Source organism: Streptomyces lasiicapitis (assembly GCF_014646335.1).
Taxonomy (GTDB): Bacteria; Actinomycetota; Actinomycetes; order Streptomycetales; family Streptomycetaceae; genus Streptomyces; species Streptomyces lasiicapitis.
Map to the genome: position 1 here is coordinate 127,234 of NZ_BMNG01000010.1, position 26,509 is coordinate 153,742.

The following is a 26,509-nucleotide window of genomic DNA, read 5'->3' on the forward strand; positions in this document are numbered from 1 at the left end:
GTCAGTCGGTGTGCAGCAGCAGCTTGGTGGCGCCGATCGCCTGCTCCACCGGCAGGAACTCCGGCGGGTTGGCGGGGTCCGTGCGCAGCACGGGGTAGCGCTCCAGGAGCGCGGTGATGGCGATGCGCGCCTCCAGGCGGGCCAGCGGCGCGCCGATGCAGAACTTCATGCCGCGGCCGAAGTCGAGGTGCGGGTTGGGGTCGCGGTAGGGGTCGAACTCGTGGGGGCGCTCGAAGCGCCGCTCGTCGCGGTTGGCCGCGCCGAGCCACAGCGAGACGAGCGAGCCCTGGGGCACCTTGACCCCGGCCGCCTCGGTGTCGACGGCGGCTATGCGGTACGAGCCCGCGATCGGGCTCAGGAACCGCAGGGTCTCCTCTGCCACGCCCGAGACCAGCTCGGGGTTCTTGCGCAACGCCGCGAAGTGCTCGGGGTGCGCGTCCAGGCACAGCAGCATGTTGCCGAGCAGCGCGCTGGTGGTGGTGTGCCCGATGATCAGCAGCTCGTTGGCGAAGTTCACGACGGCCGCGTCGCTCAGGCCCTCGCCGTCGACCTCCGCCTGGACGAGTTTGGTGAGCAGGTCCTCCCGCGGTTTCGAGCGGCGCTCGTCCACGTGCTGCTGGAGGTAGGCGAGGAACTCCGGTACGTGCCGCAGCGCGGCCGCCACGTCGGCGTCCTCCGCCGTCTCCTCGCCGCCCACCGAGATGTCCCCGGCGGCGGCGATCATCTGGTCGACCCACTGCTTGAACAGGCCGCGGTCGCTCTGCGGCACGCCCAGCATCTCGGCGATGACCATGACCGGCATCGGGTAGGTCAGGGCGTCGACCAGCTCCAGCTGGTTGCCGGTGGCGCGCTCCTCCGCCTCGTCGAGGAGACCCTTGGTGATCTCTACGATGCGCGGCTCCAGCTCGGCCACCATGCGCGGGGTGAACACGCCGCTGATGAGCCTGCGCAGCTTGGTGTGGCCGGGCGGGTCCGCCTGCAGGAGCGTGCCCTGGTTGAAGGCGTCGGCGGCCGCGGTGTCGCCCATCAGGGCGGCACTCACATTGGCCGAGTACTCCTTGGGGCTGCTGTAGACGCCGACGATCTCGTCGTAGCCGTACATGTGGACTATGCCGTTTTCATCGACCTTCACGGGGTGCTCCGGGCTGCGTCCCCACATCCAGAAGTGCAGTGGGTTCAGTCCCCAGCGGTCGGCGAGTTCGGTCATGTTCGTTCGTTCCCCTCTTTCGGGCTCTTCGGGCACTGCTGGTTCTGTGGGTGGTGGTACGTGCGGTACGGGATCCGTGGGTGGACGGCGGCGACTTGGGCCGCCGTCACACGTCCCCGGCCATGGCCTCGCGCAGGCTCATGGGCCGCAGATCCGTCCAGTTCTCCTCGACATAGGCGAGGCAGGCGGGACGGTCCGCCGCGCCGAACACGACGCGCCAGCCCGGCGGGATCTCGGCGAACTCCGGCCACAGGGAGTGCTGTTCGTCGTCGTTGGCGAGGACGTAGAACGTGCCGTTCTCGTCGTCGAAGGGGTTCGTGCTCATGCTGGCTCCCTGGTCCTTAGTCCGTGAGGTGGCGGGTGATGATGGAGCACATCTCGGCCGCGGGGCCGGGCGCGTTCAGGCCCAGGTGCGTGGCGTCGATGTCGTAGGTGTGCAGGGCGCCCTCGATGTGGGGCTCCCAGAAGGCGGCCTGGGCCTCGGGGCTCTGCGTGGCCTTGAAGAACAGGGCGGTGCCCCGGTAGGTCGGCTGGCTGAACTCCCGCACCATCCGGCCGTGTTGGACCATCAGGGCGGCGCCGTTGCCGATGAGCGCCCTGCGCTCCTCGCTGTCCTCCTCGCCGGGCAGGTAGTTCTCCAGGAAGTCCCTGGCCTCGCGCAGGTCCAGGCGCGCGTCCTCCTGTGCGGCGAACCAGTCGCCCGGTACGGCGTCGAGGAGGACGACGAGCGGAACGTCGTGGCCGCGGCGCTGCAACTCCACGGCTACGGCCTGGCCGATCGGGCCGCCGATGGAGTGGCCGACGAGGTGGAAGGGGCCTTCCGGCTGGAGGTCAAGAATCTGGTCGGCGTAGTCGGCGACCATCTCCTCGAAGGTCTCCGGCAGGGGCGCGCCGTCGAAGCCGCGGGCCTGGATGCCGTACGCGGGGCGGTCGCCGAGCTGCGTGGCCATGCCGAGGTAGGACCAGCACAGTCCGAAGCCGGGGTGGATGAACCACACCGGCGCCTTGGTGCCACCGGTCTTCAGGGGAAGGACCACGCCGAACGGGTCGCTGTGTCCGGTGGCTTCGGAGCCGCCGGTCAGGTGCGCGGCCACGTCGGCGACGGTCGGTGACTGGAACACCAGGCGGATCGGCACCTCGACCATCAGGACCGTGCGGATGCGGCTGATGAGTTTGGTGGCGAGCAGCGAGTGGCCGCCGAGGTCGAAGAAGTTGTCGTCGATGCCCACCTTCTCGACACCGAGGACCTGGGCGAACAGGCCCGCGAGCACCTCTTCCTGCGGGGTGCGCGGGGCGCGGTAGGCGGCGCCGCTGACGAGTTCGGGGGCGGGCAGCGCCTTGCGGTCGACCTTTCCTGCTCCGGCCAGCGGGATGGACTCCAGGGTGACGAACGCGGCCGGCACCATGTGCTCCGGCAGCCGCTCGGCGGCGAAGGCCCGCAGCTCCTCGGTGTCCGGTCCTTCCCCTTCGGCCGGGGTGACGTAGGCGACGAGGCGTTTGCCGGTGCCCCGGTCGTCACGGGCGATCACCACGGCCTGGGTGATGCCGGGGTGGCCGGCGAGGACGGTCTCGACCTCGCCGGGTTCGATGCGGAAACCGCGGATCTTGACCTGGGTGTCGGCGCGGCCCTGGAAGACCAGGACGCCGTCCTCGGTCCAGGCCACCACGTCACCGGTGCGGTACATGCGCTCCCCAGGACCGCCGAAGGGGCAGGCCACGAAGCGCTCCGCGGTCAGGGCGTGCCGCCCCAGATAGCCGCGGGCCAGGCGCTGTCCGGCGACGTACAGCTCACCGGGGACGCCGGGCGGTACCGGCCGCAGTGCCGTGTCGAGGACGTACAGGCGGGTGTTCTCCATGGGACCGCCGATCGGCACGGTGCCGGGGATGTTCTCGGGGTCGGTCAGGAGGTGCTGGGCGGTGGCGGCGGTGGTCTCGGTCGGGCCGTAGCCGTTCACGACCCGCAGACCGGGGCAGGTGCGCAGCGCCCGCTCCAGCGAGGCCGGGGCGACCACGTCGCCGACCGTCCACACCTCGCGGGCCCCGCAGAACGCCTCGGGGCTCTCGTCGGCGATGGTCATGAACAGTCCCGCCGCGATGCCGAGGCCGGTCACGCCCTGCTCGGTGATCAGCCGGGCGAGGGCCGCCGCGTCCAGGCGTCCGGGCGGGGCGACGACGACGGTGCCGCCGCCGAGCAGCGGGATCCACATCTCGTACGTCGAGGCGTCGAAGGACTGCGGGTTGTGCATGAGCACCCGCTCGTGGCCCCCCTTGCCGAAGCAACTGTCGGCGGCCAGGAGCACCACGTCGCGGTGGGTGGTGCCGACGCCCTTGGGCAGCCCCGTCGAGCCGGAGGTGTACATCACGTAGGCGAGCTGGTCCGGGTGTCCAGCGGTGGCCGCGGCGAGCGGTCCCGCCTCGGCACGGGCGATCTCGTCGGCGGTGCCGGGCTCGTCGAGGACCAAGTGCGGGCAAGGGCTGTCGAACAGCCGCTCCGAGGTCTCCGCGTCGGTCACCAGGAGCACGGGCGCGGCGTCGCTGAGGAGGAACGCGAGGCGCTCGGCCGGGTAGTCCGCGTCGACGGGCAGATAGGTGCCGCCCGCCTTCAACACGGCCAGGACGGCGACGACTTGCTCCACCGATCGCGGCAGCGCGAGTCCGACCACCGACTCCTGTCCGACGCCGCGCGCGGCCAGCACCCGGGCGAGCCGGTCGGCCCGCTCGTCCAGCTCCCGGTAGGTCACCCGCTCCTCGCCGGAGGCCACCGCGATCCGGTCGGGACCCTGCGCGGCCTGCTCGGCGAACGCCTCCTGGACGGTTCGTACGGCCGCCGGGGTGACGGTGTCGTTCCATGCGGCGACGACGCGTTCCAGCTCGGCCTTCGGCATCAGGTCGAGGCGGCCGAGCGGGGTTTCGGGGTCGGCGGCCAACTGCTCCAGGAGGCGGCCGAGGCCGGCGGCTATGCGGGCGGCCGTGGCGGGGTCGAACAGGCTCTCCTGGTAGTGCAGGCCGGTGCGCAGGTGCGGGGAGGCCTCCGCGGCGACGCCCATCGGGTAGTGGGCGCCGGTGACGGGACGGGCGCCGGTGATGGCGATGCCGGCCTCGTCGTGCGCCTCGACCAGGCCCGCCCGGTCGATCGGGTAGGACTCGAAGACGACCATCGTGTCGAAGAGGGTGCCGAGGCCCGCGGCGTCCTGGATGTCGCTCAGACCGTGGTTCTGGTGGTCCATCAGGACGGCCTGGCTCTGCTGGAGCCGGGTGAGCACCTGCGCGAGGGTGTCCTCGGGCGAGTAACGCACGCGCACGGGCAGGGCGTTGATGAACAGGCCCACCATGTCGTCGACGCCGGGCACCTGCGGCGGGCGGCCGGAGACGGTGGTGCCGAACACCACGTCCTGCCGCCCGGTCAGGGCGCCGAGCAGCACGCCCCAGGTGCCCTGCACCAGGACGTTGAGGGTGACGCCCAGTTCGGCGGCCCGCTGCGAAAGCAGTCGGGACGTCTCCGTGGACAGCGGCACCTCGGCCGAACCGAACCCGCCCTCGTCGTCCCCTGCGGCGTCGGCGCCCGCCCCGGCGAGCATCGTCGGCGTGTCCACGCCGTCCAGCTCGGCGGCCCAGGCGCGGACCGACGTGTCGCGGTCCTGCCCGGCGAGCCAGGTCAGGAAGTCCCGGTAGGGGCGTACGCGCGGCAGCTCGGAGGTGTCGCCGTCGGTGCCGTAGGCGCGGATCAGGTCCTGCAGGAGGTGCGGGATCGACCAGCCGTCGTACAGGGCGTGGCTGGCGGTGAAGACCAGCTCCGAGCGGCCCGGCTCCATCAGGACCAGGGTCAGCCGCATCAGGGGCGGCTTCGCCGGGTCGAAGTGGTCCGCGTGGTCGGCGGCGAGCAGCCGCTCCAGCTCGGCGTCGCGCGCCGCGTCGGAGAGGTCGCGCAAGTCAACGACCTTGTACGGCAGTTCGACGCGCTCGCGGATGAGCTGGACGGGCTCGCCCGCCGCGCTGGTCACGAACGCGGCGCCCAGGTTCGGGTACCGGTCGAGGAGCACCTGACCGGCCCGGCGCATGCGCTCGGGGTCGACGTCGCCGGAGAGGTGGAAGGTCAGCTGCACGTGGTAGGCGTCGAACGACGAGTCGGCCATCATGCTGTGGAACAGCAGGCCCGACTGCATCGGCGTCACCGGCCACACGTCCACCAGGCCCGGGTGGCTCTCCGTCCACACCTCCAGGTCGCGCTGGCTGACCTTGACGAGCGGCACGTCCGACGGCGTGAGGCCGCCCGCGTCGGGCCGCTCGGCGTGCCGGGCGAGGCCTTCGAGGGCCGTGCGCCACAGGTCCGCGAGCTGCTGCGCCTCGTCCCGGGTGAGCAGGCCGCCGGGGAAGCCGATGCCGGCGCTGAGCCGCGGTCCGTCTTCGGTGTCGGTGACGTACGCGGTGACTTCGAGGGTGGCCATGGCGGGCATGTCCGCGTCGGGCTGCGCGAACAGGTCGTCCACGTCGGCGGCGGCGGTCCAGCCGAGGCCCCGCAGGCTCTCCGGCATGTCGGCGGAGGCGAACCGGCCGAGGTAGTTGAAGGAGATCTGCCCGGTCCCGTGGCCCTGGAGGGCGGCCGAGGTCTCGGCGTTGAGGTAGCGAAGGACGCCGAAGCCGATGCCGTGGTCCGGTACGGCGTTCAGCTGTTCCTTGACGGCCTTGATGGCGCCGCCCGCGGCCCGGCCGCCGCCGGCGGCGTCGTCGAGGTCGAAGCCGCCGACGTCCAGGCGTACGGGGAACATGCTGGTGAACCAGCCCACCGTGCGGGACAGGTCGGCGCCCGGTGCGGCGCTCTCCTCTCGGCCGTGGCCCTCCAGGCGGATCAGGGCCGAGGACGCGTCGCGCTCGTCGACGCCGCGGGCGCGCCGCCACTGGGCGAGGGCCACGGTCAGCGCGGTGAGCAGGCCGTCGTTGACGCCTCCGTGGAAGGCGGCGGGCAGCGTGGTGAGCAGCGTGTCGGTCGCGGCCACCGGCAGTTCGAGGTGGACGGTCTCCACGGTGGCGCGCACGTCGAGCGCCGGGTCGAACGGACGGGACCCGATGGCCGGGTCGGGGCCGTCCAGGATGCTCTGCCACAGCGGGAGTTCGGCGACGCGGTCGGCGTCGGTGGCGTGCTCGGCAAGGGCGTGCGACCAGCGGCGTACGGAGGTCGCGACCGGGGCGAGTTCGGGGGTGCGGCCCTGGCGGAGCTGCTGCCAGGCCTCGGCGAGGTCGGGCAGGAGGATGCGCCAGGAGACGCCGTCGACGGCGAAGTGGTGCAGCACGATGATCAGGCGCCCGGCCGTGTCACCGCCCTTGTCGGCACCTGTGCCCGTGTCCGCTCCCGTGCCGGTGTCGAACCAGACGAACTGGGCCATCACCCCGGCCGCCGGGTCCAACCGACCGGCCGCCGCGTCCAGTTCCGCCGCGGCCCGCTCGTGCCAGTCGGGACGGTCCCAGCCGTCCCGCCACTCCACGCGGTGGATCAGCTCCGCCGCGTCCACCGTGCCCGGTTCGGCCACCTCCAGGCCCTTGGCCCCGGTGAGGATCAGGCGGGAGCGGAGGATGTCGTGCCGGTCGACGACCGCGCCGAGGGTGGCGGCGAGGCCGTCGTGGTCGATGCCCGCGGGCAGGTCGACGACGGTCGACATGGTGAACCGGTCGCTGCCGCCGCCCAGTTCGAGCAGGTAGTGACCGATCGGCAGGAGCGGCATGAAGCCGACGCCGCCGCCCTCCAGCTCCTCCAGGACGGTGCCGACGCGGCCCGCGGCCGCGGCCTCGGCCAGCTCGGCGACCGTACGCAGCTCGAAGATCTGCCGGGGCGTGACTTCGAGGCCCTGTGCGCGGGCGCGGGAGACCACCTGGATGGAGCGGATGCTGTCGCCGCCGACGGCGAAGAAGTCGTCGTCGACGCCGACGTTCTCCAGGCCGAGGACCTCCGCGTACACGGCGGCGAGGGTGTGCTCGTCGGCGGTGCGCGGCGCCCGGTACGTGCCGCCGGTGAACTCCGGCTCCGGCAGCGCCTTGTGGTCCAGCTTGCCGTTCAGGGCCAGCGGGAGGCGGTCCAGCATCACGAAGGCGGCGGGCACCATGAACTCCGGCAGCCGCGCGGACACGAACTTGCGCAGGTCCCTGGCCTCGACGCCGGCAGTGATGTCGTAGTTGCCGTCCGTCTCGTCGACCTCGACCGGGACGACGTAGCCGACGAGCTGGGTGCTGCCGCGCACCTCCCGGGCGACCACGGCGGCCTGCGCCACCGCGCGGTGGGCGGTGAGGGCCGCCTCGATCTCGCCGGGCTCGATGCGGAAGCCGCGCACCTTGACCTGTGCGTCGCCGCGGCCGACATAGTCGAGCTGACCGTCGGCCCGCCAGCGGGCGAGGTCGCCGGTGCGGTACATGCGCGCGCCGGGCTCGCCGAACGGGTCGGGCACGAAGCGCTCGGCCGTGAGCGCGGCCCGGCCGTGGTAGCCGCGGGCCACGTTGCCCGCGACGTACAGCTCGCCCACCACGCCGACGGGGACGGGCGCGAGGCCCGGGCCGAGGACGTAGGCGCGCATGTTGCCGAGCGGGGCGCCGATGGGGGCGCCCGCGGCGGCGGTGCCGTCCTCGGCGATGGTGCTGGTCGCGGCGTAGAACGACTCGGTCTGGCCGTAGGCGTTGACGACGCGCACGCCGGGGATCGCCTCGCGCACCCGCTCCACGAGGGAGGCGGGCAGCGCCTCGCCCGCGAACACCACCGCGTCCGCAGTGATGTCCACGTCGGCCTGGTCGAGCAGCCCGGCGAGTACGGACGGGACAGTGCTGATGACGCCGCCGGACCAGCCGCCGCGCTCGCCGACGACGAGGACGTCGCGGACGACCTCGACGGTGCCGCCCTTGGCGAGCGTGGTGACGGTCTCGAAGACGGACACGTCGAAGTTGATCGACGTGCCCGCCAGGGTGCGGGTGTCCGCGTCGATGCCGACGGACTCCGCCAGGCGCAGCACGCCGTTGACGACGTCGCGGTGCGTGATGGTCACGCCCTTGGGCACACCGGTGGAGCCGGAGGTGTACATCACGTACGCGGCGTTCGCGGGCCGCGCCGCCGGCACCGGGACGTCCGTGCCGCCGTCCGTCAGGTCCCCGAGTTCACCGAGATCACTGAGGCTCTTCAGGATGAGCGCGGGGCGGGCGTCGTCGAGGATGTGGTCGAGGCGGGTGCTCGGATACTTGGGGTCGATCGGCAGGTAGGCGCCGCCCGCCTTGAGGATGCCGAGCATGGCCACCACGAGGTCGGCCGAGCGCGGCAGGTTCAGGCCGACGATCGTCTCCGGGCCGACGCCGCGCGCGGCGAGGGCGTGGGCCACGCGGTCGGTGCGGGCCTCCAGTTCGGCGTAGGTCAGCTGCTCCTCGCCGAAGACGACGGCGGTCGCCTCCGGTGTCCGGGCGGCCTGCTCGGCGATGAGCTGCGGCACGGTCAGGTCGGGGGTCTCGGCGGCGGTGTCGTTGAAGCCGCGCAGCACGAGGTCGCGCTCCTGCGGCTCGACCAGGTCGACGGTGGCGACGGGCCGCGCGGGTTCGGCGGCGAGCCGGTCGAGCAGCCGCACGAAGCGGTCGGCGATCGTACGGGCGGTGTCCTCGTCGAAGAGGTCGGTGGCGTACTCCAGGACGCCGAGGACGCCACGGCCCGGCAGGTCGGCCATGTTGAAGAACAGGTCGAACTTGACCGTGTCGTTGGGTACGCGCTCGAACTCGACCTGGAGTCCGGAGAGTTCGAAGTCCTGCCTGTTGAAGTTCTGCCAGGCGAACATCACCTGGAACAGCGGCGAGTACGCCGTGGACCGCTCCGGGTTCAGAACCTCCACGAGGCGCTCGAAGGGCACGTCCTGGTGGTCGTAGGCGGCCAGGGACTTGGTGCGCACCTGGTCGAGGACGTCGTTGAAGGTGGGGTTGCCGTCGAGGCGGGCGCGCAGCACCCAGGTGTTGACGAAGAAGCCGACCATGTCGGTGAGGTTCTCGTCGGTGCGGTTGGCGATCGGCGAGCCGATGGTGACGTCGTCGCCACCACCGAGGCGGTTCAGGAGCACCGCGAGGGCGGCCTCCAGGACGATCGCCACGGTCGCGCCGCGCTCCCGGGCGAGTTCGCCGATGCCCGCGACGGTGTCCGGGTCGAGGGCGAAGTCGACGTGGGCACCGCGGTGGCTGGCCTTGGGCGGCCGGGTGCGGTCGGTGGGCAGTTGCAGGGGCTGCGGTACGCCGGTCAGCTCGCCGCGCCAGTAGTCGAACTGGGCCGTCAGCAGGCTGTCGGGGTCGTTCTCGTCGCCGAGCAGGTCGCGCTGCCACAGGGTGTAGTCGACGTACTGGGCGGGGAGTTCGGGCCAGCGCGGTGCCTGGCCTGCGAGCCGGGCGGCGTAGGCGTCGGCGAGGTCCCGGAACATGGGCGCCATCGAGGAGCCGTCACTGGCGATGTGATGGACCATCAGGACCAGGACGTGGTCGCGCTCGGCCAGCCGCAGCAGCACCGTGCGCACGGGGATCTCCGTGGCCAGGTCGAAGCGGTAGGACGCGAAGTCCATGATCGAGGCGGTCAGTTCCGTCGCCGCCACTTCGACCACGGGCACGTCGAGGCGCACCTCGGCGACCGGCAGGACCCGCTGGTAGGGGGTGCCGTCGGGGTCCTCGGCGAAGAGGGTGCGCAGGCTCTCGTGCCGGGTCACCACGTCGCGTACCGCCGCCGCGAGCGCGTCCGGGTCGAGCTCGCCCGTCAGGCGCAGCGGGAAGGGCGCGTTGTACGTGGCCGAGGGGCCCTCGAACTTGTCGAGGAACCACAGCCGGCGCTGGGCGAAGGACAGCGGCACCCGCTCCGGGCGCGGCTCGACGCGGACCGTCGGCGGGCGGGCCCGGTCGCCCTCGGAGAGGTGACCGGAGAGGCCCACCACGGTGGGCGCGGCGAACACCGCGCGGATGGGCAGCTCCACGCCGAGGACGGCGCGGATGCGGCTCACCAGACGGGTGGCGAGCAGCGAGTGGCCGCCCAGGGCGAAGAAGTCGTCGTCGATGCCGACCCGGTCCAGGCCGAGGACCTCGGCGAACAGACCGCACAGCAGCTCTTCCTGCGGGGTGCGCGGGTCACGGCCGGTGGCCTGGGCCACGAAGTCGGCGACGGGCAGCGCCTTGCGGTCCAGCTTGCCGCTTGCCATCAGCGGCACCTCGGCGATGGCCACCACCGAGGCGGGCACCTGGTGCGCGGGCAGCCGCTCGGTGAGGTAGTCGCGCAGCGAGCCGACGAGCGTGCCGATGCGTCCGGCCGCGGCGGGTTCCCCGGCCAGCTCGCGCCCGGGGCGCCCGGCGGGCACGAAGAGGCCCGTCAACTGGTCGGGCAGCTCGGGTCCTTGGGGGAAGACCAGCACGTCGAAGCTCTCGGCGACGGCTCCCGACCAGGTCAGGAGCACCGTCCAGCCCTGCTCGGCGGCCTGGTCCCAGACGTCCTGCGGGTCCACGGCGGGCCCCGTCACGGCGGGGGCGGTCATCAGCCCCGCGGCGACCGCGAGGTCCACCTCTTCCGTGAGGCGGGCGTTGGGGATGCCCACGACCCGCAGCACCTCGGTGTCCTCGCGGGCGGCACACAGCTGGGCCAGCTCGCGCAGGTCGCCGACCTGGCGGCCCCAGTACAGCGGGGGCGCCTCGGTCAGCTCCACCGGCGCCGCGGGCTGCTTGTGCAGCACGGCCTCGTAGCGGTGGCGGGTGAGTTCGTTGTGGGCGCGGCCGGGCTTGAGGCGGATGTCGACGCCTGCGGCGCCGTGCCGCGCCGCCCACTGGGTGAACCACTCCGGGTCCACGACCAGTTCCTGCTCCATGAGCATGGCGCGGGTGATCGCGGCGCGGGCCTGGGAGGTGGCGGCCTCCGGCTGGTGGGCGTGCTGGACTCCCGCGCGGAACAGCCGCAGGGTGGCGGCGTTGCGTACGTCGCCGACGATGATCCGGCCGCCGGGCGCGAGGAGTTCGAAGGCCTGCGCCAGGACGCGGTCGAGGTAGTCGGCGTCCGGGAAGTACTGCACCACCGAGTTGAGCACGACGGTGTCGAAGTGGCCCTGGGGCAGCCCGGTCACGTCGTCGGCGGCCCGGTGGCGCAGGGTCGCCCTGTCGGCGTATCCGGCCTGCTCGGCCTCGTGGGCGAGGCGCTCGATGACGGCGGAGGACAGGTCGGTGGCCCAGTACTGCTCCACGTGCGGCAGGACGTGGGCCATCAACAGGCCGGAGCCGACGCCGATCTCGAGGACGCGGCGCGGCGCGCGGGCGAGGATCTGCCGTACGGCGGCGTCCCGCCACTCGCGCATCTCGTGCAGCGCGAGCGGCCGGTCGGTGTAGGTGGAGTCCCAGCCGGTGAAGTCCTCGCCCCAGACGGTGTTCGCCGCGGAGTAGACCTGGTCGTAGACGGTCTCCCACTCCTCGACCTGCCGCTCGGCGGCGGCCGCCTGTCCGGTGCCGTCCAGGTGCGGCACGACGTAGCCCATCAGGCGCCGCTCCCCGGCCTCGTCCTCCTGGACCGTCACCACGGCCTGTGCGACGCCGGGGTGGGTGGACAGGGCGGCCTCGACCTCGGCGGGTTCGATGCGGAAGCCGCGGATCTTGACCTGGGTGTCGACGCGGCCGTGGAAGACCAGAAGGCCCTCGTCGGTCCAGGCCACGACGTCGCCGGTGCGGTACATCCGCTCCCCCGGCGCTCCGAACGGGCAGGCCACGAAACGCTCGGCGGTCAGGGCGGAGCGGTTGCGGTAGCCGCGGGCAAGGCGCTCCCCGCCGATGTACAGCTCGCCGGGCACGCCGGGCAGCACCGGCCGCAGCGCGGCGTCCAGGACGTAGACCTGGGTGCTGTCGAGGGGGCGGCCGATCGGGACGACCTCGCCGATGTCCTCGTGGCGCTCCATGTTGTGGATGGAGGTGGCCATGGTGGCCTCGGTGGGCCCGTAGCCGTTGACGACCCGCAGGCCGGGGCAGGTGTCGAGGACGCGCCGCACGAGGGCGGGCGCCACCGCGTCACCGGCCGACCAGACCTCGCGCACGCCGGTGAAGGCCTCGGGCATCTCGTCGGCGATGACCATGAACAGGCCGGCCGTCATGACGACGCCGGTCACGTCGTGCTCGCGCGCGGCCGCCGCCAGGGTGGCCGCGTCCAGGCGGCCGGGCGGGGTGATGACGATGGTGCCGCCGCCGAGCAGGGGGATCCACTGGTCGTAGGTGGAGGCGTCGAAGGCCTGCGCGTTGTGCATGAGGACGCGCTCGTGGTTGCCGCCCGCGTAGCAGCTGTCCGCCGCGAGGCTCACGACGCCCCGGTGGGTCACGCCCACGCCCTTGGGGCGGCCCGTGGAGCCGGAGGTGTACATCAGGTAGGCGAGCTGGTCCAGGTGCCCGGCCTGCGCGGAGGCCAGCGGCTCCGCCGAGGCCGCGGTGATCTCGGCGGCCGTGTCGGGCTCGTCGAGGACCAGGAACGGGCAGGGGCTCTCGGGCAGTCCGGCGGCGATCCGCGCGTCGGTCACCACGAGGGTGGGGTCGGCGTCGCTGAGCATGAACGCGAGGCGGTCGGCCGGGTACTCGGGGTCGACGGGCAGATAGGCGCCGCCCGCCTTCTCGACGGCCAGGAGCGACACGATCTGCTCCACGGAGCGCGGCAGGGCGAGCCCGACCACGGACTCCTGCCCGACGCCCCGCGCGGCCAGGACCCGGGCCAGGCGGTTGGCCCGCTCGTCCAGGTCCCGGTACGTCAGGGTCCGGTCGCCGTCCACCACGGCGGGGGCGTCCGGGGTCCGCGCCACGTGCGCCTCGAAGACCTGGGGGACGGTCTGCTCGGCGGTCGCGGCGGGGGTGTCGTTCCAGTCGGTGAGGATCCGCTTGCGCTCGTCGTCCTCCAGGATGCCGAGGGCGGCCACCGGGGTGTCCGCGTCGCGCGCCAGGAGTTCCAGGATCCGCGCGAGGCGGCCCGCGATGGCGCCGACCTGGGCGGCGTCGAAGACGTGCGGCCGGTACTCGATGCCGACCTTCAGGTGCGGCTCGGCGAGCGCCATGACGACCAGCGGGTAGTGCGCGCCGCTGAGCGGGCTGATGCCGGTCAGCTCGATCCCGGCGGCGGCTCCGGCCTCGCTGAGGGCGACGGCGTCGATCGGGAAGGACTCATAGCCGACCATGGTGTCGAACAGCGTCGGCAGACCCACCGCCTGGTGGATGTCGAGCAGGCCGTGATGGTGGTGGTCGAGCAGGGCGCTCTGGCGCTCCTGAAGGTCGGTGAGGAGTTCGCGCAGGGTGGTGCCCGGGGCGCAGTTCACCCGCACGGGCAGGGAGTTGATGAACAGGCCGACCATCTCGTCAGCCCCCGTGACCTGGGGCGGGCGGCCGGAGACCGTGGTGCCGAACACCACGTCCTGGCGCCCGGTCAGGCCCGCGAGGAGGACCGCCCAGGAGCCCTGGATCAGGGTGTTGAGGGTGATGCCGAGGTCGGCGGCCCGGCGCGCGAGGTCGCGGCCCGTCTCCGGAGCCAGGGGTACGTCCGCCATGGCGATGCCCGCAGGTTCCGCGTCGCTGTCGGCCGCGCCCGGCGCCAGGAGCGTCGGGGACTCGACGCCGGACAGCTCCGTGGCCCAGGCGCGGGCGGCCGCGCCCTCGTCCCGGTCGGCGAGCCAGGTCAGGAAGTCGCGGTAGTCGCGGATCCTGCCGAGGCCGCTCGCGTCGCCCGCCGAGCCGTACAGGCGCAGCAGGTCCTCCATGACCAGGGGCAGCGACCAGCCGTCGAACAGGACGTGGTGGGCGGTGAAGACCAGCTCCCACCGGTCGGCGGCCAGCTTGACCAGGGACATGCGCACCAGGGGTGCGGTGGCCGGGTCGAAGTGGCGGGCGTGCTCCTCGGCGAGGTGGCGCTTGAGCCGCTGCGCGCGTTCGCCGTCGGCGAGGTCGCTGAGGTCGTACTCGGCCCAGGGCAGTTCGACGTGCTCGTGCACGAGCTGGACGCGGCGGCCGTCGTCGGCCATGACGAACGCGGCGCGCAGGGTCGGGTAGCGCTCCAGGAGTGCCTGTCCGGCGGCGCGCATGCGGGCGCCGTCGACCTCGCCGTTCAGGTGGAAGACGAGCTGCATCTGGTAGGCGTCGAAGGAGGCGCCGGCCAGTTCCGCGTGGAAGAGCAGGCCGTCCTGCATGGCAGTCAGCGGCCAGACGTCGGCGAGGTGCGGGTAGCGCTGCTCCCACGCCTCCAGCTGGGCCTGGTCGGCGGTGACCAGCGGCACGTCGGAGGGCGTGAGGCCGCCCGCGTCCGGCCGGCCGGCGTGACGGGCGACGCCTTCGAGGGCCGTGCGCCACAGGGCGGCGAGCTCCTCGGCCTCGTCCTGGGACAGCAGGCCGGAGGGGAAGTCGAGGCGGGCGTCCAGGCGCGGGCCCTGCGGGGTGTCGGTGACGTACGCGCTCACCGCGAGGGTCGCGAGGGCGGGCATGTCCGCGTCGAGGTCGGCAATCAGCTCGGTGGTGCCGTCGGCCTGGGTGAAGCCGAGGCCGCGCAGGTGCTCGGGCATGTTGCCGGAACCGGTGTAGTGGCCCAGGTAGTTGAAGGAAATCTGCCCGGTGGGGTAGCGCTCCAGGATCTCGGCGGTCTCGGGGTTGAGGTGGCGCAGCATGCCGTAGCCGACGCCCTTGTCGGGCACGGCGAGGAGCTGTTCCTTGACGGCCTTGACGGCGGCTCCGGCGGCGCGGCCGCCCGCGAGGGCGTCGTCGACGTCCACGCCCGCCACGTCGAGGCGCACCGGGTAGACGCTGGTGAACCAGCCGACGGTGCGGGACAGGTCCGCGCCCGGCGCCGCCGCCTCCTCGCGGCCGTGGCCCTCCAGGCGGATCAGCGTCGAGGCCGACGCGTCCTCGGCCACGCCCCGGCCGCTCCGCCACTTGGCGACGGCGAGGGCGAGGGCGGCGAGCAAGCCGTCGTTCACGCCACCGCGGAACGCGCCGGGCAGGGTGGTGAGCAGCGTTTCGGTGGCCGCCGTCGGCAGGTCCATGTGCACCGTCCGCACGGTGGCGCACACGTCCACCGCCGGGTCGAACGGCCGCCCGCCGAGGTCCGGGTCGGGGCCGGTGACGATGGAGCGCCACAGCGCGAGTTCGCCGGTGCGCCGCTCACTGCCCGCCTCCTCGGCCAGGGCGTGCGCCCAGCGGCGTACGGAGGTGGTGACCTCGGGGAGTTCGGGGGTGCGGCCGTCGCGGACCTGGCTCCAGGCCTCGGCGAGGTCGGGCAGCAGGATGCGCCAGGACACGCCGTCGACGACGAAGTGGTGCAGCAGGATCAGGAGCCGTCCCGCGCCGCCGGCGCCCGCGTCGAACCACACGAACTGCGCCATCACTCCGCGCTGTGCGTCGAGGCGGTCCGCGGCGGCGTCGAGTTCGGCGGCGGCCTGCTCGCGCCACGCGCCGTCCCAGTCGCCGCTCCAGGTGACGCGGTGCAGCAGCGTGCCCGCGTCGACCGTGCCGGGGCCGGTCACGTCGAGTCCGGGGGCGGGGTCGCTCACGAGCCGGGAGCGGAGGATGTCGTGCCGGTCGAGGACCGCGCCGAGGGTGGCGAGCAGCCCGCGCTCGTCGATCCCGGCGGGCAGGTCCACGGTCATCGACATGGTGAACCGGTCGGTGCCGCCGCCCAGTCGGGTCAGGTAGTGCCCGATGGGCAGCAGGGGTACGAAGCCGACGCCGCCGCCGTCCAGTTCGTCGAGGACGGGACGGCCGGGCCCTTCGCCCGCCGCCTGCGCCAGCTCGGCCACGGTGCGGCACTCGAAGATCTGCCGGGGTGTGACGTCGACGCCCTGGGCACGGGCGCGGGAGACCACCTGGATGGAGCGGATGCTGTCGCCGCCGATGGCGAAGAAGTCGTCGTCGACGCCGACGCGTTCGAGGCCGAGGACCTCGGCGTAGACGGCGGCGAGGGTGACTTCCTCGGCGGTGCGCGGGGCGCGGTACTCGCCGCCGGTGAACTCCGGCTCCGGCAGCGCCTTGTGGTCCAGCTTGCCGTTGGGTGCCAGCGGAAGCCGGTCGAGCATCACGAACACCGACGGCACCATGAATTCCGGCAGCCGCCCGGAGACGAACCGGCGCAGGTCGCGCGCGGAGACGATCGCCGTGAGGTCCAGGTCCAGGTCGCCGAGGCTCGACACGCTGTCGAGGCCGCCCTCGCCGGAGTCCACCGGCACGACATAGCCGACCAGTTGGGTGCTGCCGCGGCCCGCGTGGGTGGTCACCACGGCCTGCGCGACGCCCGGGTGCGCGGTCAGGGCCGCCTCGATCTCGCCGGGCTCGATGCGGAAGCCGCGCACCTTGACCTGCGCGTCGTCGCGGCCCGCGTACTCCAGCTGACCGTCAGGGGTCCAGCGGGCGAGGTCGCCGGTGCGGTACATGCGCGCGCCCGGCTCGCCGTAAGGGTCGGGGAGGAAGCGTTCGGCGGTGAGGGCGGCGCGGCCGTGGTAGCCGCGGGCCACGTTCCCCGCGACGTACAGCTCGCCCACGACGCCCGGCGCCACCGGCTCCAGACCGGCGCCGAGGACGTAGGCGCGCATGTTGCCGAGGGGGGCGCCGATGGGGGCGCTGCCGGTGCCGCGCCAGGTGTCGTCGGCGGTGAAGGTGGTGGCGTAGAACGACTCGGTCTGACCGTAGGCGTTCACGACACGGACGCCGGGGATGGCCTCGCGGACCCGCTCGACGAGGGACGCGGGCAGGGCTTCGCCCGCGAAGACCACCGCGTCGGCCTGGAGCTTGCCGCCGACCTGGTCGAGGAGTTCGGCGAAGACGGAGGGGACGGTGCTGATGATGCCGCCGGACCAGCCGCCGCGCTCGCCGACGACCAGGATGTCGCGGACCACTTCGAGGGTGCCGCCGACGGCCAGCGTCGTGATCGTCTCGAACACGGACACGTCGAAGTTGACCGAGGTGCCGGCGAGCGTGCGGGTACCCGCGTCGATGCCGATGGCGTCGGCCAGGCGCAGCACGCCGTTGACGACGTCGCGGTGGGTGATGGTGACGCCCTTGGGGACGCCGGTGGAGCCGGAGGTGTACATCACGTACGCGGCGTTCGCGGGCCGGACGCGCGGCAGCTCGACGTCCGCTGCTCCGGAGCCGTCGGCGTCGAAGTCGACGTCGTCGACGAACAGCGTCGGTACGTCCGTCGTCGGCAGCACGCCCACGGTGTCGGCGCTGGTCAGGACCAGGCAAGGGCGGGCGTCGCGGAGGATGTGGTCCAGGCGGGTGCTGGGGTACCGGGGGTCGATCGGCAGGTAGGCGGCACCGGACTTGAGGATGCCGAGCATGGCCACGACCAGGTCGGCGGAGCGCGGCAGCGCGAGACCGACGACACGCTCCGGACCGGCGCCGCGCGCCACGAGCTCGCGGGCCAGCAGCCCGGCCCGCGCGTTCAGTTCGGCGTACGTCAGCTCCGTGTCGTCGTGGACCACGGCGAGGGCGTCGGGTGTCGCCGCGGCCCGGCGCTCGACCAGGCCCGCGATGCTCAGCTCCGGGGTCTCGGCCGCCGTCTCGTTGAACGTGCCGAGGACGAGCGCGCGCTCCCCCGCCTCCAGGACGTCCGCGAGGGCGACGGGCCGCTCCGGCGCGTCCACGAGGTGGCGCACCAGGCGGACATAGCGCGCGGCGACGGCCTCGGCGGTGGACCGGTCGAACAGCTCGGTGGCGTACTCCAGGGAGACGGACAGGCCCGGCTCGTCGGGGTCCGCGAAGCAGCTGAACTCCAGGTCGAACTTGGCGGTCGGCGTCGGCAGCGCGGTGCAGCGGGCGGTGAGGCCGCCGCGGAGTCCGAGGGTGACCGAGCGGTGGGTCTCCCAGGTGAACATCGTCTGGAACAGCGGGTGGTAGGCCGTGGACCGCTCGGGGTTGAGCATCTCCACCAGGCGCTCGAAGGGGGCGTCCTGGTGGTCGTAGGCGGCCATGGCCTTCTCGCGGACCCGGCCGAGCAGGTCCTCGAAGGACGGCGTGCCGGACAGGTCGGTGCGCAGCACCCAGGTGTTGACGAAGAAGCCCACCAGGTCGTCGAGCTGGCTGTCCATGCGGCCCGCGACGGTGGAGCCGATGGTGACGTCCGCGCCCGCGCCGAGCTGCTGCAGGAGCGCCGCGAGCGCCGCCTGGAAGACCATCGGCGCGGTCACGCCGGTGCGCTGGGCGAGCTCCTCGGCCCGGCCGTACAGCTCCGCGTCGATCCGGAAGTCCACCACGTCGCCGTGGCGTCCGGCCACGGGCGGGCGCGGCCGGTCGGCGGGCAGGCGCAGCGGCTGCGGGACGCCGGTGAGTTCGCCGCGCCAGTAGTCGAGCTGGGTCGCGAGGATGCTCTCGGGGTCGTTCTCGTCGCCGAGCAGGTCGCGCTGCCACATCGTGTAGTCGACGTACTGCACGGGGAGTTCGGGCCGGTCCGGCGCGGCGCCCCCGGCGCGCGCGGTGTACGCGGCGGCGAGGTCGCGGACGAGCGGGCCCATGGACTCGCCGTCGGTGGCGATGTGGTGGGCGAGCAGGAGCAGTTGGTGGTCCTGGGGGCCGCTGCGGAACAGGGTGGCCCGTACGGGGATCTCCTCGGCCAGCGTGAACGCGTACTGGGCGGCCCTCGCGACGGCCGCTTCGCGGTCCGCGGGCGCCACTTCGAGGAGCGGCACGTCCAGGTGGAGGTCCTCGGCGGGGACGACCTCCTGTGCCGGTACGCCGTCGGCGTTGTCGATGATCAGGGTGCGCAGGCTCTCGTGCCGGACCACCACGTCCCGTACGGCCGCGGTGAGCGCCGCCACGTCCAGCTCACCCGTCAGCTCGATGAGGAACGGGAGGTTGTATGTGGCCGAGGGACCCTCGAAACGGTCGATGAACCACAGACGGCGCTGCGCATAGGACAACGGGATCATTTACTTTGCACTCCTGTTCATCTTCTGCAGACGGGGCCGCCTGGTGGTCGATGCCTCCAGGACGGTGCGCGAGAGGTCGGCGACGTCGCGGGAGTCGAGCACCGCGCGGATGGGAACGTCGACGCCGAAGCTGTCGCGGATGTGATTGGTCAGGCGGGTGGCGAGCAGGGAGTGGCCGCCGAGGTCGAAGAAGTTGTCGTCGACGCCGACCCGGTCGAGGCCGAGGAGTTCGGCGAACAACGAGCAGAGCTGTGCTTCCTGCGGAGTGCGCGGCGCCCGCACGGCGCGCTGTGCGGCGGGGGCGGGGTCGGGCAGGGCCTTGCGGTCGACCTTGCCGTTGGCGGTCAGGGGGATCTCGGCGAGGGCCACGAGGCCGGTGGGGACCAGGTGGGCCGGGAGGAGTGCGGTGAGGTGGTCGCGCAGGGCGGCGATCAGGGCGTCGGCGCTTCCGGCGGAGCGGGTACGGGTGCCGAGCCCGGCTCCGCTCCCTCCCCCGGCCCCGTCGTCCGGCTCCGGCACCACGTAGCCGACGAGTTGCTTGCCCGCCTTGCCGGTGCCGTCCCGGGCCACGACCACGGCCTGCGCCACCTCGGGGTGGCCGATCAGGGCCGCCTCGACCTCGGCGGGCTCCACGCGCACGCCGCGGATCTTGATCTGGTCGTCGGCGCGCCCGGCGTATTCGAGCTGCCCTTCAGCGTTCCAGCGGGCGAGGTCGCCGGTGCGGTACATGCGTGCGCCCGCCGGGCCGTAGGGGTCGGCGACGAAGCGTTCGGCGGTCAGGGACGGGTGCCTGTGGTAGCCGCGGCCGAGGCTGCCCGCCACGTACAACTCTCCGACCACACCGGGCGGTACGGGGGTGAGGCCGGGGCCGAGGACGTAGGTGCGCATGTTGCCGATCGGGGTGCCGATGGGCGCGCTGCCGGTGCCCTGCCAGGTGTCGTCGGCGGTGAAGGTGGTGGCGTAGAACGACTCGCTCTGGCCGTAGGCGTTGATCACGGACACGCCGGGCAGGGCCTCGCGCACCTTGGCGACCAGGGACGCGGGCAGTGCCTCACCGGCGAACACCACGGTCCTGAGTCCGGTGATGGTGCCCATCTGGTCGCGGAGTTCGGCGAAGACCGACGGCACCGTGCTGATCACGTCGGCGTTCAGCGATGTCCGTTCGCCGAGGACCATGGCGTCGCGGACCACTTCGACGCAGCCGCCCCGGGAGAGGGTGGTGACGATCTCGAAGACGGACACGTCGAAGTTGACGGAGGTGCCGGCCAGCATCCGCGTGGTGGCGTCGACGCCCACGCGATGGGCGAGCCGGGCCACGCCGTTGACCACGTTGGCGTGCGTGATCATGACGCCCTTGGGGGTGCCGGTGGAGCCGGAGGTGTACATCACGTACGCCAGGTGGTCCGGGCTCGGCGGCTCGGGCCGGTCGGGGCCGTCGGGATCCGGCCGGTCCGGGGTGCCCCGGAGGTCGACATCGTCGAGGTACAGGCACGGCGTGTCCGTCCTCGGCAGCACGTCGACGGTCGCGGAGTCGGTGAGGATCAGGGCCGGGCGGGCCTGGGCGAGGATGAAGTCCAGGCGGTGGCTGGGGTAGGCGGGGTCGATCGGGAGGTACCCGGCGCCCGACTTGAGGACGGCGAGCATGCCGGTGACGAGGTCCGCCGTGCGCGGCAGGGCCAGGCCCACCACCTGCTCAGGACCGGCGCCGCGCGCGCACAGCTCGCGGGCGAGGACGTTGGCGCGGGCGTTCAACTCCCGGTACGTGAGGGAGTGTTCGCCGCAGACCACGGCGGTGGCGTCGGGCGTCTCGGCGACCTGCTTCTCGATCAGCTCGGGGATCGTGTGCGCGGCCGTCGGCTCCGCGGTGTCGTTCCACTCGCCGAGGATGCGGTGGCGCTCGCCGTCGTCGAGGAGGTCGACGAGGCCCACGGGGGTGCCCGGTTCCCCGGTGAGCCGCGTCAGGACGCGGCCGAGGCGGGTGGCGAGGTCGTCGGCCGTGGCCGCGTCGAGGGCGTGCCGCTGGTACTGGACGGTCAGGCGCGGGTGGGCGCCGTCGGGGTAGACGAACAGCGTCACAGGGTAGTGGCTGGCGGTGAAGGAGCGCAGACCGCTCACCGTGATCCCGGCGGCCTCGCTCGCCTCGGCGATGCCGGTGCGGTCCAGCGGGAACGACTCGAAGGCGACCACGGTGTCGAAGAGCGCCGCGAGTCCGGTGCCGCGCTGGATCTCGCTGAGGCCGAGGTGGTGGTGGTCCAGGAGCGCGGCCTGCCGGTCCTGGAGTTCGGTGAGGACCGCCGAGAAGGGTGTCGCGGGTGCGCAGCGGACGCGTACGGGAACGGTGTTGAGGAACATGCCGACGACGGAGTCCACGCCCGGCAGCGTGGGCGGCCGTCCGGACACCGTCGCGGAGAACACCACGTCCTGCCGTCCGGTCAGCTGGCCGAGGAGGACTCCCCAGGCGCCCTGGACGAGGGTGTTCAGGGTGACGCCCGACTCGGCTGCGCGGGCGGCGAGTTCACGGACCTGGGCGGGGGCGAGCGGAACGTCGGTCTGGTCGATGCCGGGGCTCGCGGTGTCGAGGGCGGCGGGGGCGATGAGCGTCGGCTCGGTGACGCCGTCCAGTTCGTCGGCCCAGGCGCGCAGGGACTCCCGCGGGTCCTGCCGCTCCAGCCAGGCCAGGTACTCCCGGTAGCTGCGGGCCCGCCCCAGCTCCGAGGCGTCGCCGTCCGCCGCGTAGAGCCGCAGCAGGTCCTGGATGAGCAGCGGCAGCGACCAGCCGTCCACCAGGACGTGGTGCACCGTCAGGACGACGGCGTGGCGGCCGGTCTCCGTGGCGATGTGGGCCAGGCGCAGCATCGGCGGCGCGGCCGGGTCGAAGTGGGCCCTCAGGTCCTCGGCGAGGAAGTCCTCGTACGCGGTGGTGCGTTCGGCTTCTGCGTGGCCGGTGAGGTCGAGGTGGCGCCAGGGCATCTCGACGCCGTCGACGACGAGTTGGACCAGGTCGCCGTCGGGGCCGGGCACGAAGGCGACGCGCAGGGCGGGGTGGCGGTCGAGGAGGGCTTGGGCGGCGGTGCGGAGGCGGGTGGTGTCGACGGGTCCTGACAGGTGCAGGACGTACTGCTCGTGGTAGGCGTCGAAGTCGGATCCGGACTCGGCGACCAGCTTGGAGTGGAAGAGCAGTCCGGATTGGAGGGGCGAGGCGGGCCAGACGTCGGACAGGCCGGGGTAGCGCTGTTCCCAGCCCTCGATGTCGCCCTGCCGGACGGGGGCCAGGAGCACGTCGGAGGGGGTGAGGCCACCTGCGCCGGGGTCGGCGGTGTGGCGGGCGAGGCCTGTGAGGGCGGTGCACCACAGGTCGGCGATTTCGCGTACCTCCGCGGCGCTGAGCACGCCCTGCGGGGCGGTGAACAGGGCGCCGAGGCTGGGGCCTTGGGGGGTGTCGGTGACGTGGGCGTTGATGTCGAGCTCGGCGAGGGCGGCCATGCGGGGGTCCTGGCCCGCGTCGAGTTCGGCCAGTTCCGTCAGGCCGGGGCTCTGGGTGAAGCCGAGGCCGCGCAGGTTCTCGGGCATGTCGGCGGCGGCGGAGAAGCGGCCCAGGTAGTTGAAGGAGATCTGGCCGGCCTCGTGGGCCTTGAGGACGTCGGCGGTCTCGGGGTTGAGGTGGCGCAGCAGGCCGTAGCCCATGCCCTTGTCGGGGACGCCGGCCAGGTGTTCCTTGACGGCCTTGACGACGCGGCCCGCGGCGGCGCCGCCCGCGAAGGCCTCGTCCAGGTCGGCGCCCGCGAGATCGAGGCGGACCGGGAAGACGCTGGTGAACCAGCCCACCGTGCGCGACAGATCGGCGCCCGGCGCCACGGCCTCCTCACGGCCGTGTCCCTCCAGGCGGATCAGCGTGGACGGTTCCTCGACGCCACGCCCGTGCCGCCAGCGTGCGACCGCCATCGCCAGGGCGGCGAGCAGGCCGTCGTTCACGCCGCCCCGGTAGGTGGCGGGCAGGGTGGTCAGGAGTGCCTCGGTGACGGCCGGGGGCAGTTGTACCCGCACCTTGCCGAGGGTGGCGACGACGTCGACGGCGGGGTCGAGCCGCCGGGTGCCGAGCACCGGGTCCGGTCCTTCGACCACGGACTTCCAGTGCTCCAGTTCGGCGGTGCGGCCGGGGCGGCCCGCCTCCTCGACGAGCGCGTGCGACCAGCGGCGCACGGAGGTGGTGACCGGCGCGAGTTCGGGTGTCGTACCGGCGCGCACCTGCTGCCAGGCCGCCGCCAGGTCGGGCATCAGGATGCGCCAGGAGACGCCGTCGACGACCAGGTGGTGCAGGGCGAGCAGCAGCCGCCCGGCCCGCTCGGGTCCGGCGTCGAACCACACGAACTGCGCGACGGTCCCGGCTGCGGGGTCCAACCGTCCGGCGGCGGCGTCCAGTTCGGCGAGCAGCGACTTGTGCCACTCGGCCGCGTCCCACTGGCCCGCGCACTCCACGCGCCGGATGAGCGACGCCGTGTCCACGGAGCCAGGGGCCTGGGTGGCCAAGCCGCTGAGGACGCCCTCCACCAGGCGCGCCCGCAGCAGGTCGTGCCGGTCGACGACCGCGCCGAGGGTCGCGGCGAGCCCGGCCTCGTCGATGCCCGGGGGCAGGTCGAGGACCATGGCCTGGAGGAACCGTTCGAAGCCGGGGCCGCGGTTCTGCAGCCAGCGCGTGACCGGCAGATGCGGTACGAAGCCGATGCCGCCGCTCTCGTACTCCTCGAGGGCCGGGGTGTCCGCGTCGGTCCCGGCGGCGTCCGCCGCGTTCGCGGCCAGGTCGGCGACGGTGCGCCGCTCGAAGACCTCCCGGGTACTGAGCGCCACACCGCGGGCGCGCGCCCGGGTGACCAGCTGGATCGACTGGATGCTGTCGCCGCCGACGACGAAGAAGTCGTCGTCGACGCCGACCCGCTCCACACCGAGGACCTCGGCGAACAGCGCGGCGAGTATCTCCTCCCGCTCCGTGCGCGGCGCCCGGTAGGCGGCGCCGCGGAACTCCGGCTCCGGAAGGCCTGCCCGGTCGAGCTTGCCGTTGGCCGTGAGCGGCAGCGCGTCGATGACCACGAACGCGGCCGGGATCAGATACTCGGGCAGGGTGCGGGCGAGGAAGGCGCGCAGCTCGCCGGCGCCGAGGCCCGCCTCCAGGGCGAAGTGGCCCGTGCCGCCGCCGCGTTCGGCTTCGAGGGTGGATTCGTCGGCGGCCGGGACGACATAGCCGACCAGTTGCTTGCCGCGGTTGCCGCGCCCCTCGTGCGGGACGACCACGGCGTGCGCCACCCGGGGGTGCAGTTCCAGGGCGGCCTCGATCTCGCCGGGCTCGATGCGGAAGCCGCGGATCTTCACCTGGGCGTCCGAGCGGCCCTCGAAGCTCACTTCGCCGTCCGGGGTACGGGAGACGACGTCGCCGGTGCGGTACATGCGCTCCCCGGGCGCGCCGAAGGGGCAGGCCACGAAGCGTTCGGCGGTCAGGGCGTGGCGGTTCAGGTAGCCGCGGGCAAGCCCGGGGCCCGCCAGATACAGCTCGCCGCTCGTGCCGGGCGCCACCGGGCGCAGCCCGTCGTCCAGGACGTACGCGTCGATGCTGTCCATCGCCCAGCCGACCGGGAACGGCTCGGCCACGTCGGCGGGTTCGGACACCGGGCGGCACAGGGCGAACGTCGTCGTCTCGGTCGGACCGTAGCCGTTGACGACCGTCAGTCCCGGGCAGCCGCGCAGCACCCGCCGCACCGCCTCCGGTGACACCACGTCGCCCCCGGCCCACACCTCCCGCATCCCGGTGAAGCTCTCCGGCCGCTCCTCGGCGATCACCTTGAACAGACCGGCGGACATGAAGGCGGCGGTGACGCGGTGTTCGGTGATGAGGGCGTCCAGGGCGGTCGCGTCGAGGACGCCCGGCGGGGCCACGACCAGGGTGCCGCCGGAGAGCAGCGGCACCCACAGTTCGTACGTCGAGGCGTCGAAGGCGAGCGGGGCGTGCTGCAGGACGCGGGTGTGCGCGCCGCCCGCGTAGCGGCCGTCCAGGGCCAGGGTCACCACGTCGCGGTGGGTGACGGCCACGCCCTTGGGGGTGCCGGTCGATCCGGAGGTGTAGATGACGTACGCGAGGTTGTCGGGGTGTCCGGGCGGGGTCGCGGCCGGGGTCTGCGGGGCGTTGGTCGTACGTGGCCCGCTCGGCGCGGCCGCTTCGGTTGTACGAGGCCCGCTCGGCGTGATCGCCTCGCTCGTGCCGGGCTCGTCCAGGACCAGGTGCGGGACGGTGCTCGCGGGCAGACGGCGGGCGGACTCGGTGTCGGTCACCAGGACCGTCGGCGCGGCGTCGCGCAGCATGAAGTCGAGGCGCTCGGCCGGGTAGTCGGGGTCGACCGGCAGATAGACGCCGCCCGCCTTGAGCACGGCGAGGACCGACACGACGTACTCCGGCGACCGGCGCAGCGCCACACCGACGACCGACTCCAGGCGCACCCCGTGCCCGGTGAGCACCCGTGCGAGCCGGTCGGCGCGCTCGTCGAGCTGACGGTAGGTCCACGCGACGTCGGCGCCGCCGACGACCGCCATCGCGTCCGGTGTCGCGGCCGCCTGCCGCGCGAAGAGCGCGGCGACGGTCACGTCGGGGACGGGCGGGGCTGCGGCACAAGACGCATGAGGGTCGGTCACGAAGGCTCCAGAGGCTCAGAAATTCCGTGCGGGACGCGGTGAGCGAACAGTTCGCGGCGCCGGCGGGGCGGCGGCGAGCCATGGCAGCGCAACGGAACCCAGCATTCGCCGGTGCCTCGGAGAGCCGTGGAGATAAGGCGGACCGACCCGAAGTGCGGGGCACTTCCGTCGGCCCGAACCGTCTCCACTCCCCCATTGGTTTCCGGTCTCGCTTGCCTGCCGGGGAACCGTAACGCAAGGAGTTCGGGGCCAACTGCCCACTGAATTCGACCCGTCGCCGCATCCACCGTTCTCAAGGGAGCGGACGACCGCCCGGCGCATCTGCGCGTCCTGCGCGAATCGCGTGAATGTCCTTTCTCACGCCTCCATCGCGGTGCGACGATCAATATTTCCCAAAGGGGGTAACTGTACTTTCTCAGCATCCGATTTCGAGCTGCGCTTTTGCTCCCTTCGTCGCAGGTCAGAGGCAGTGCCCCAACCTTTCTCACACCGCTTCCCACACGTGCCGAGAAAGCGTTCAGAACGGCCGGTCCACGCGGTCCACACAAGCTCTGGCCAGGCGTGTCCCGTCACCGGGACACCCCTCCTCGCCGAGAGTCTTTCTTTGGTTCACCACGGCTCGACGGCGGGGTACGTTCGATCTCGGCCCGAGTACGGCCCGACGGTCATGTGCCGAATCAGGGCGCGGCACCTCGCGTTATGAGACCCAGATTTTTCGGACCTCGACCGAGTCCCCCCG

General features: G+C 72.9%; 4 protein-coding genes. All 4 read right to left on the minus strand.

Going from position 1 to position 26,509, the window contains the following annotated elements:
* Position 1: 1 nt before the first annotated feature.
* Positions 2-1,207, minus strand: coding sequence for a cytochrome P450 (locus IEY91_RS22415; RefSeq protein ID WP_189175425.1), 1,206 nt, complete (start codon positions 1,205-1,207; stop codon positions 2-4).
* A 106-nt stretch (positions 1,208-1,313) separates the two neighbouring features.
* Positions 1,314-1,532, minus strand: coding sequence for an MbtH family protein (locus IEY91_RS22420; RefSeq protein WP_189175426.1), 219 nt, complete (start codon positions 1,530-1,532; stop codon positions 1,314-1,316).
* Positions 1,533-1,548: 16 nt separating this feature from the next.
* On the minus strand, positions 1,549-19,095 hold the full coding sequence (locus tag IEY91_RS22425; protein ID WP_189175427.1) for a non-ribosomal peptide synthetase: 17,547 nt from the start codon (positions 19,093-19,095) through the stop codon (positions 1,549-1,551).
* The gene (locus IEY91_RS22430) at positions 19,096-25,770 is read right to left on the minus strand and encodes a non-ribosomal peptide synthetase (protein ID WP_189175428.1); all 6,675 of its coding nucleotides are present in this window, start codon (positions 25,768-25,770) and stop codon (positions 19,096-19,098) included.
* Between the last annotated feature and the right edge of the window lie 739 nt (positions 25,771-26,509).

Coding starts and splice junctions, on each gene's coding strand:
- IEY91_RS22415 (WP_189175425.1), bottom strand. CDS start 1,207: ATGACCGAACTCGCCGACCGCTGGGGACTGAACCCACTGCACTTCTGG.
- IEY91_RS22420 (WP_189175426.1), bottom strand. CDS start 1,532: ATGAGCACGAACCCCTTCGACGACGAGAACGGCACGTTCTACGTCCTC.
- IEY91_RS22425 (WP_189175427.1), bottom strand. CDS start 19,095: ATGATCCCGTTGTCCTATGCGCAGCGCCGTCTGTGGTTCATCGACCGT.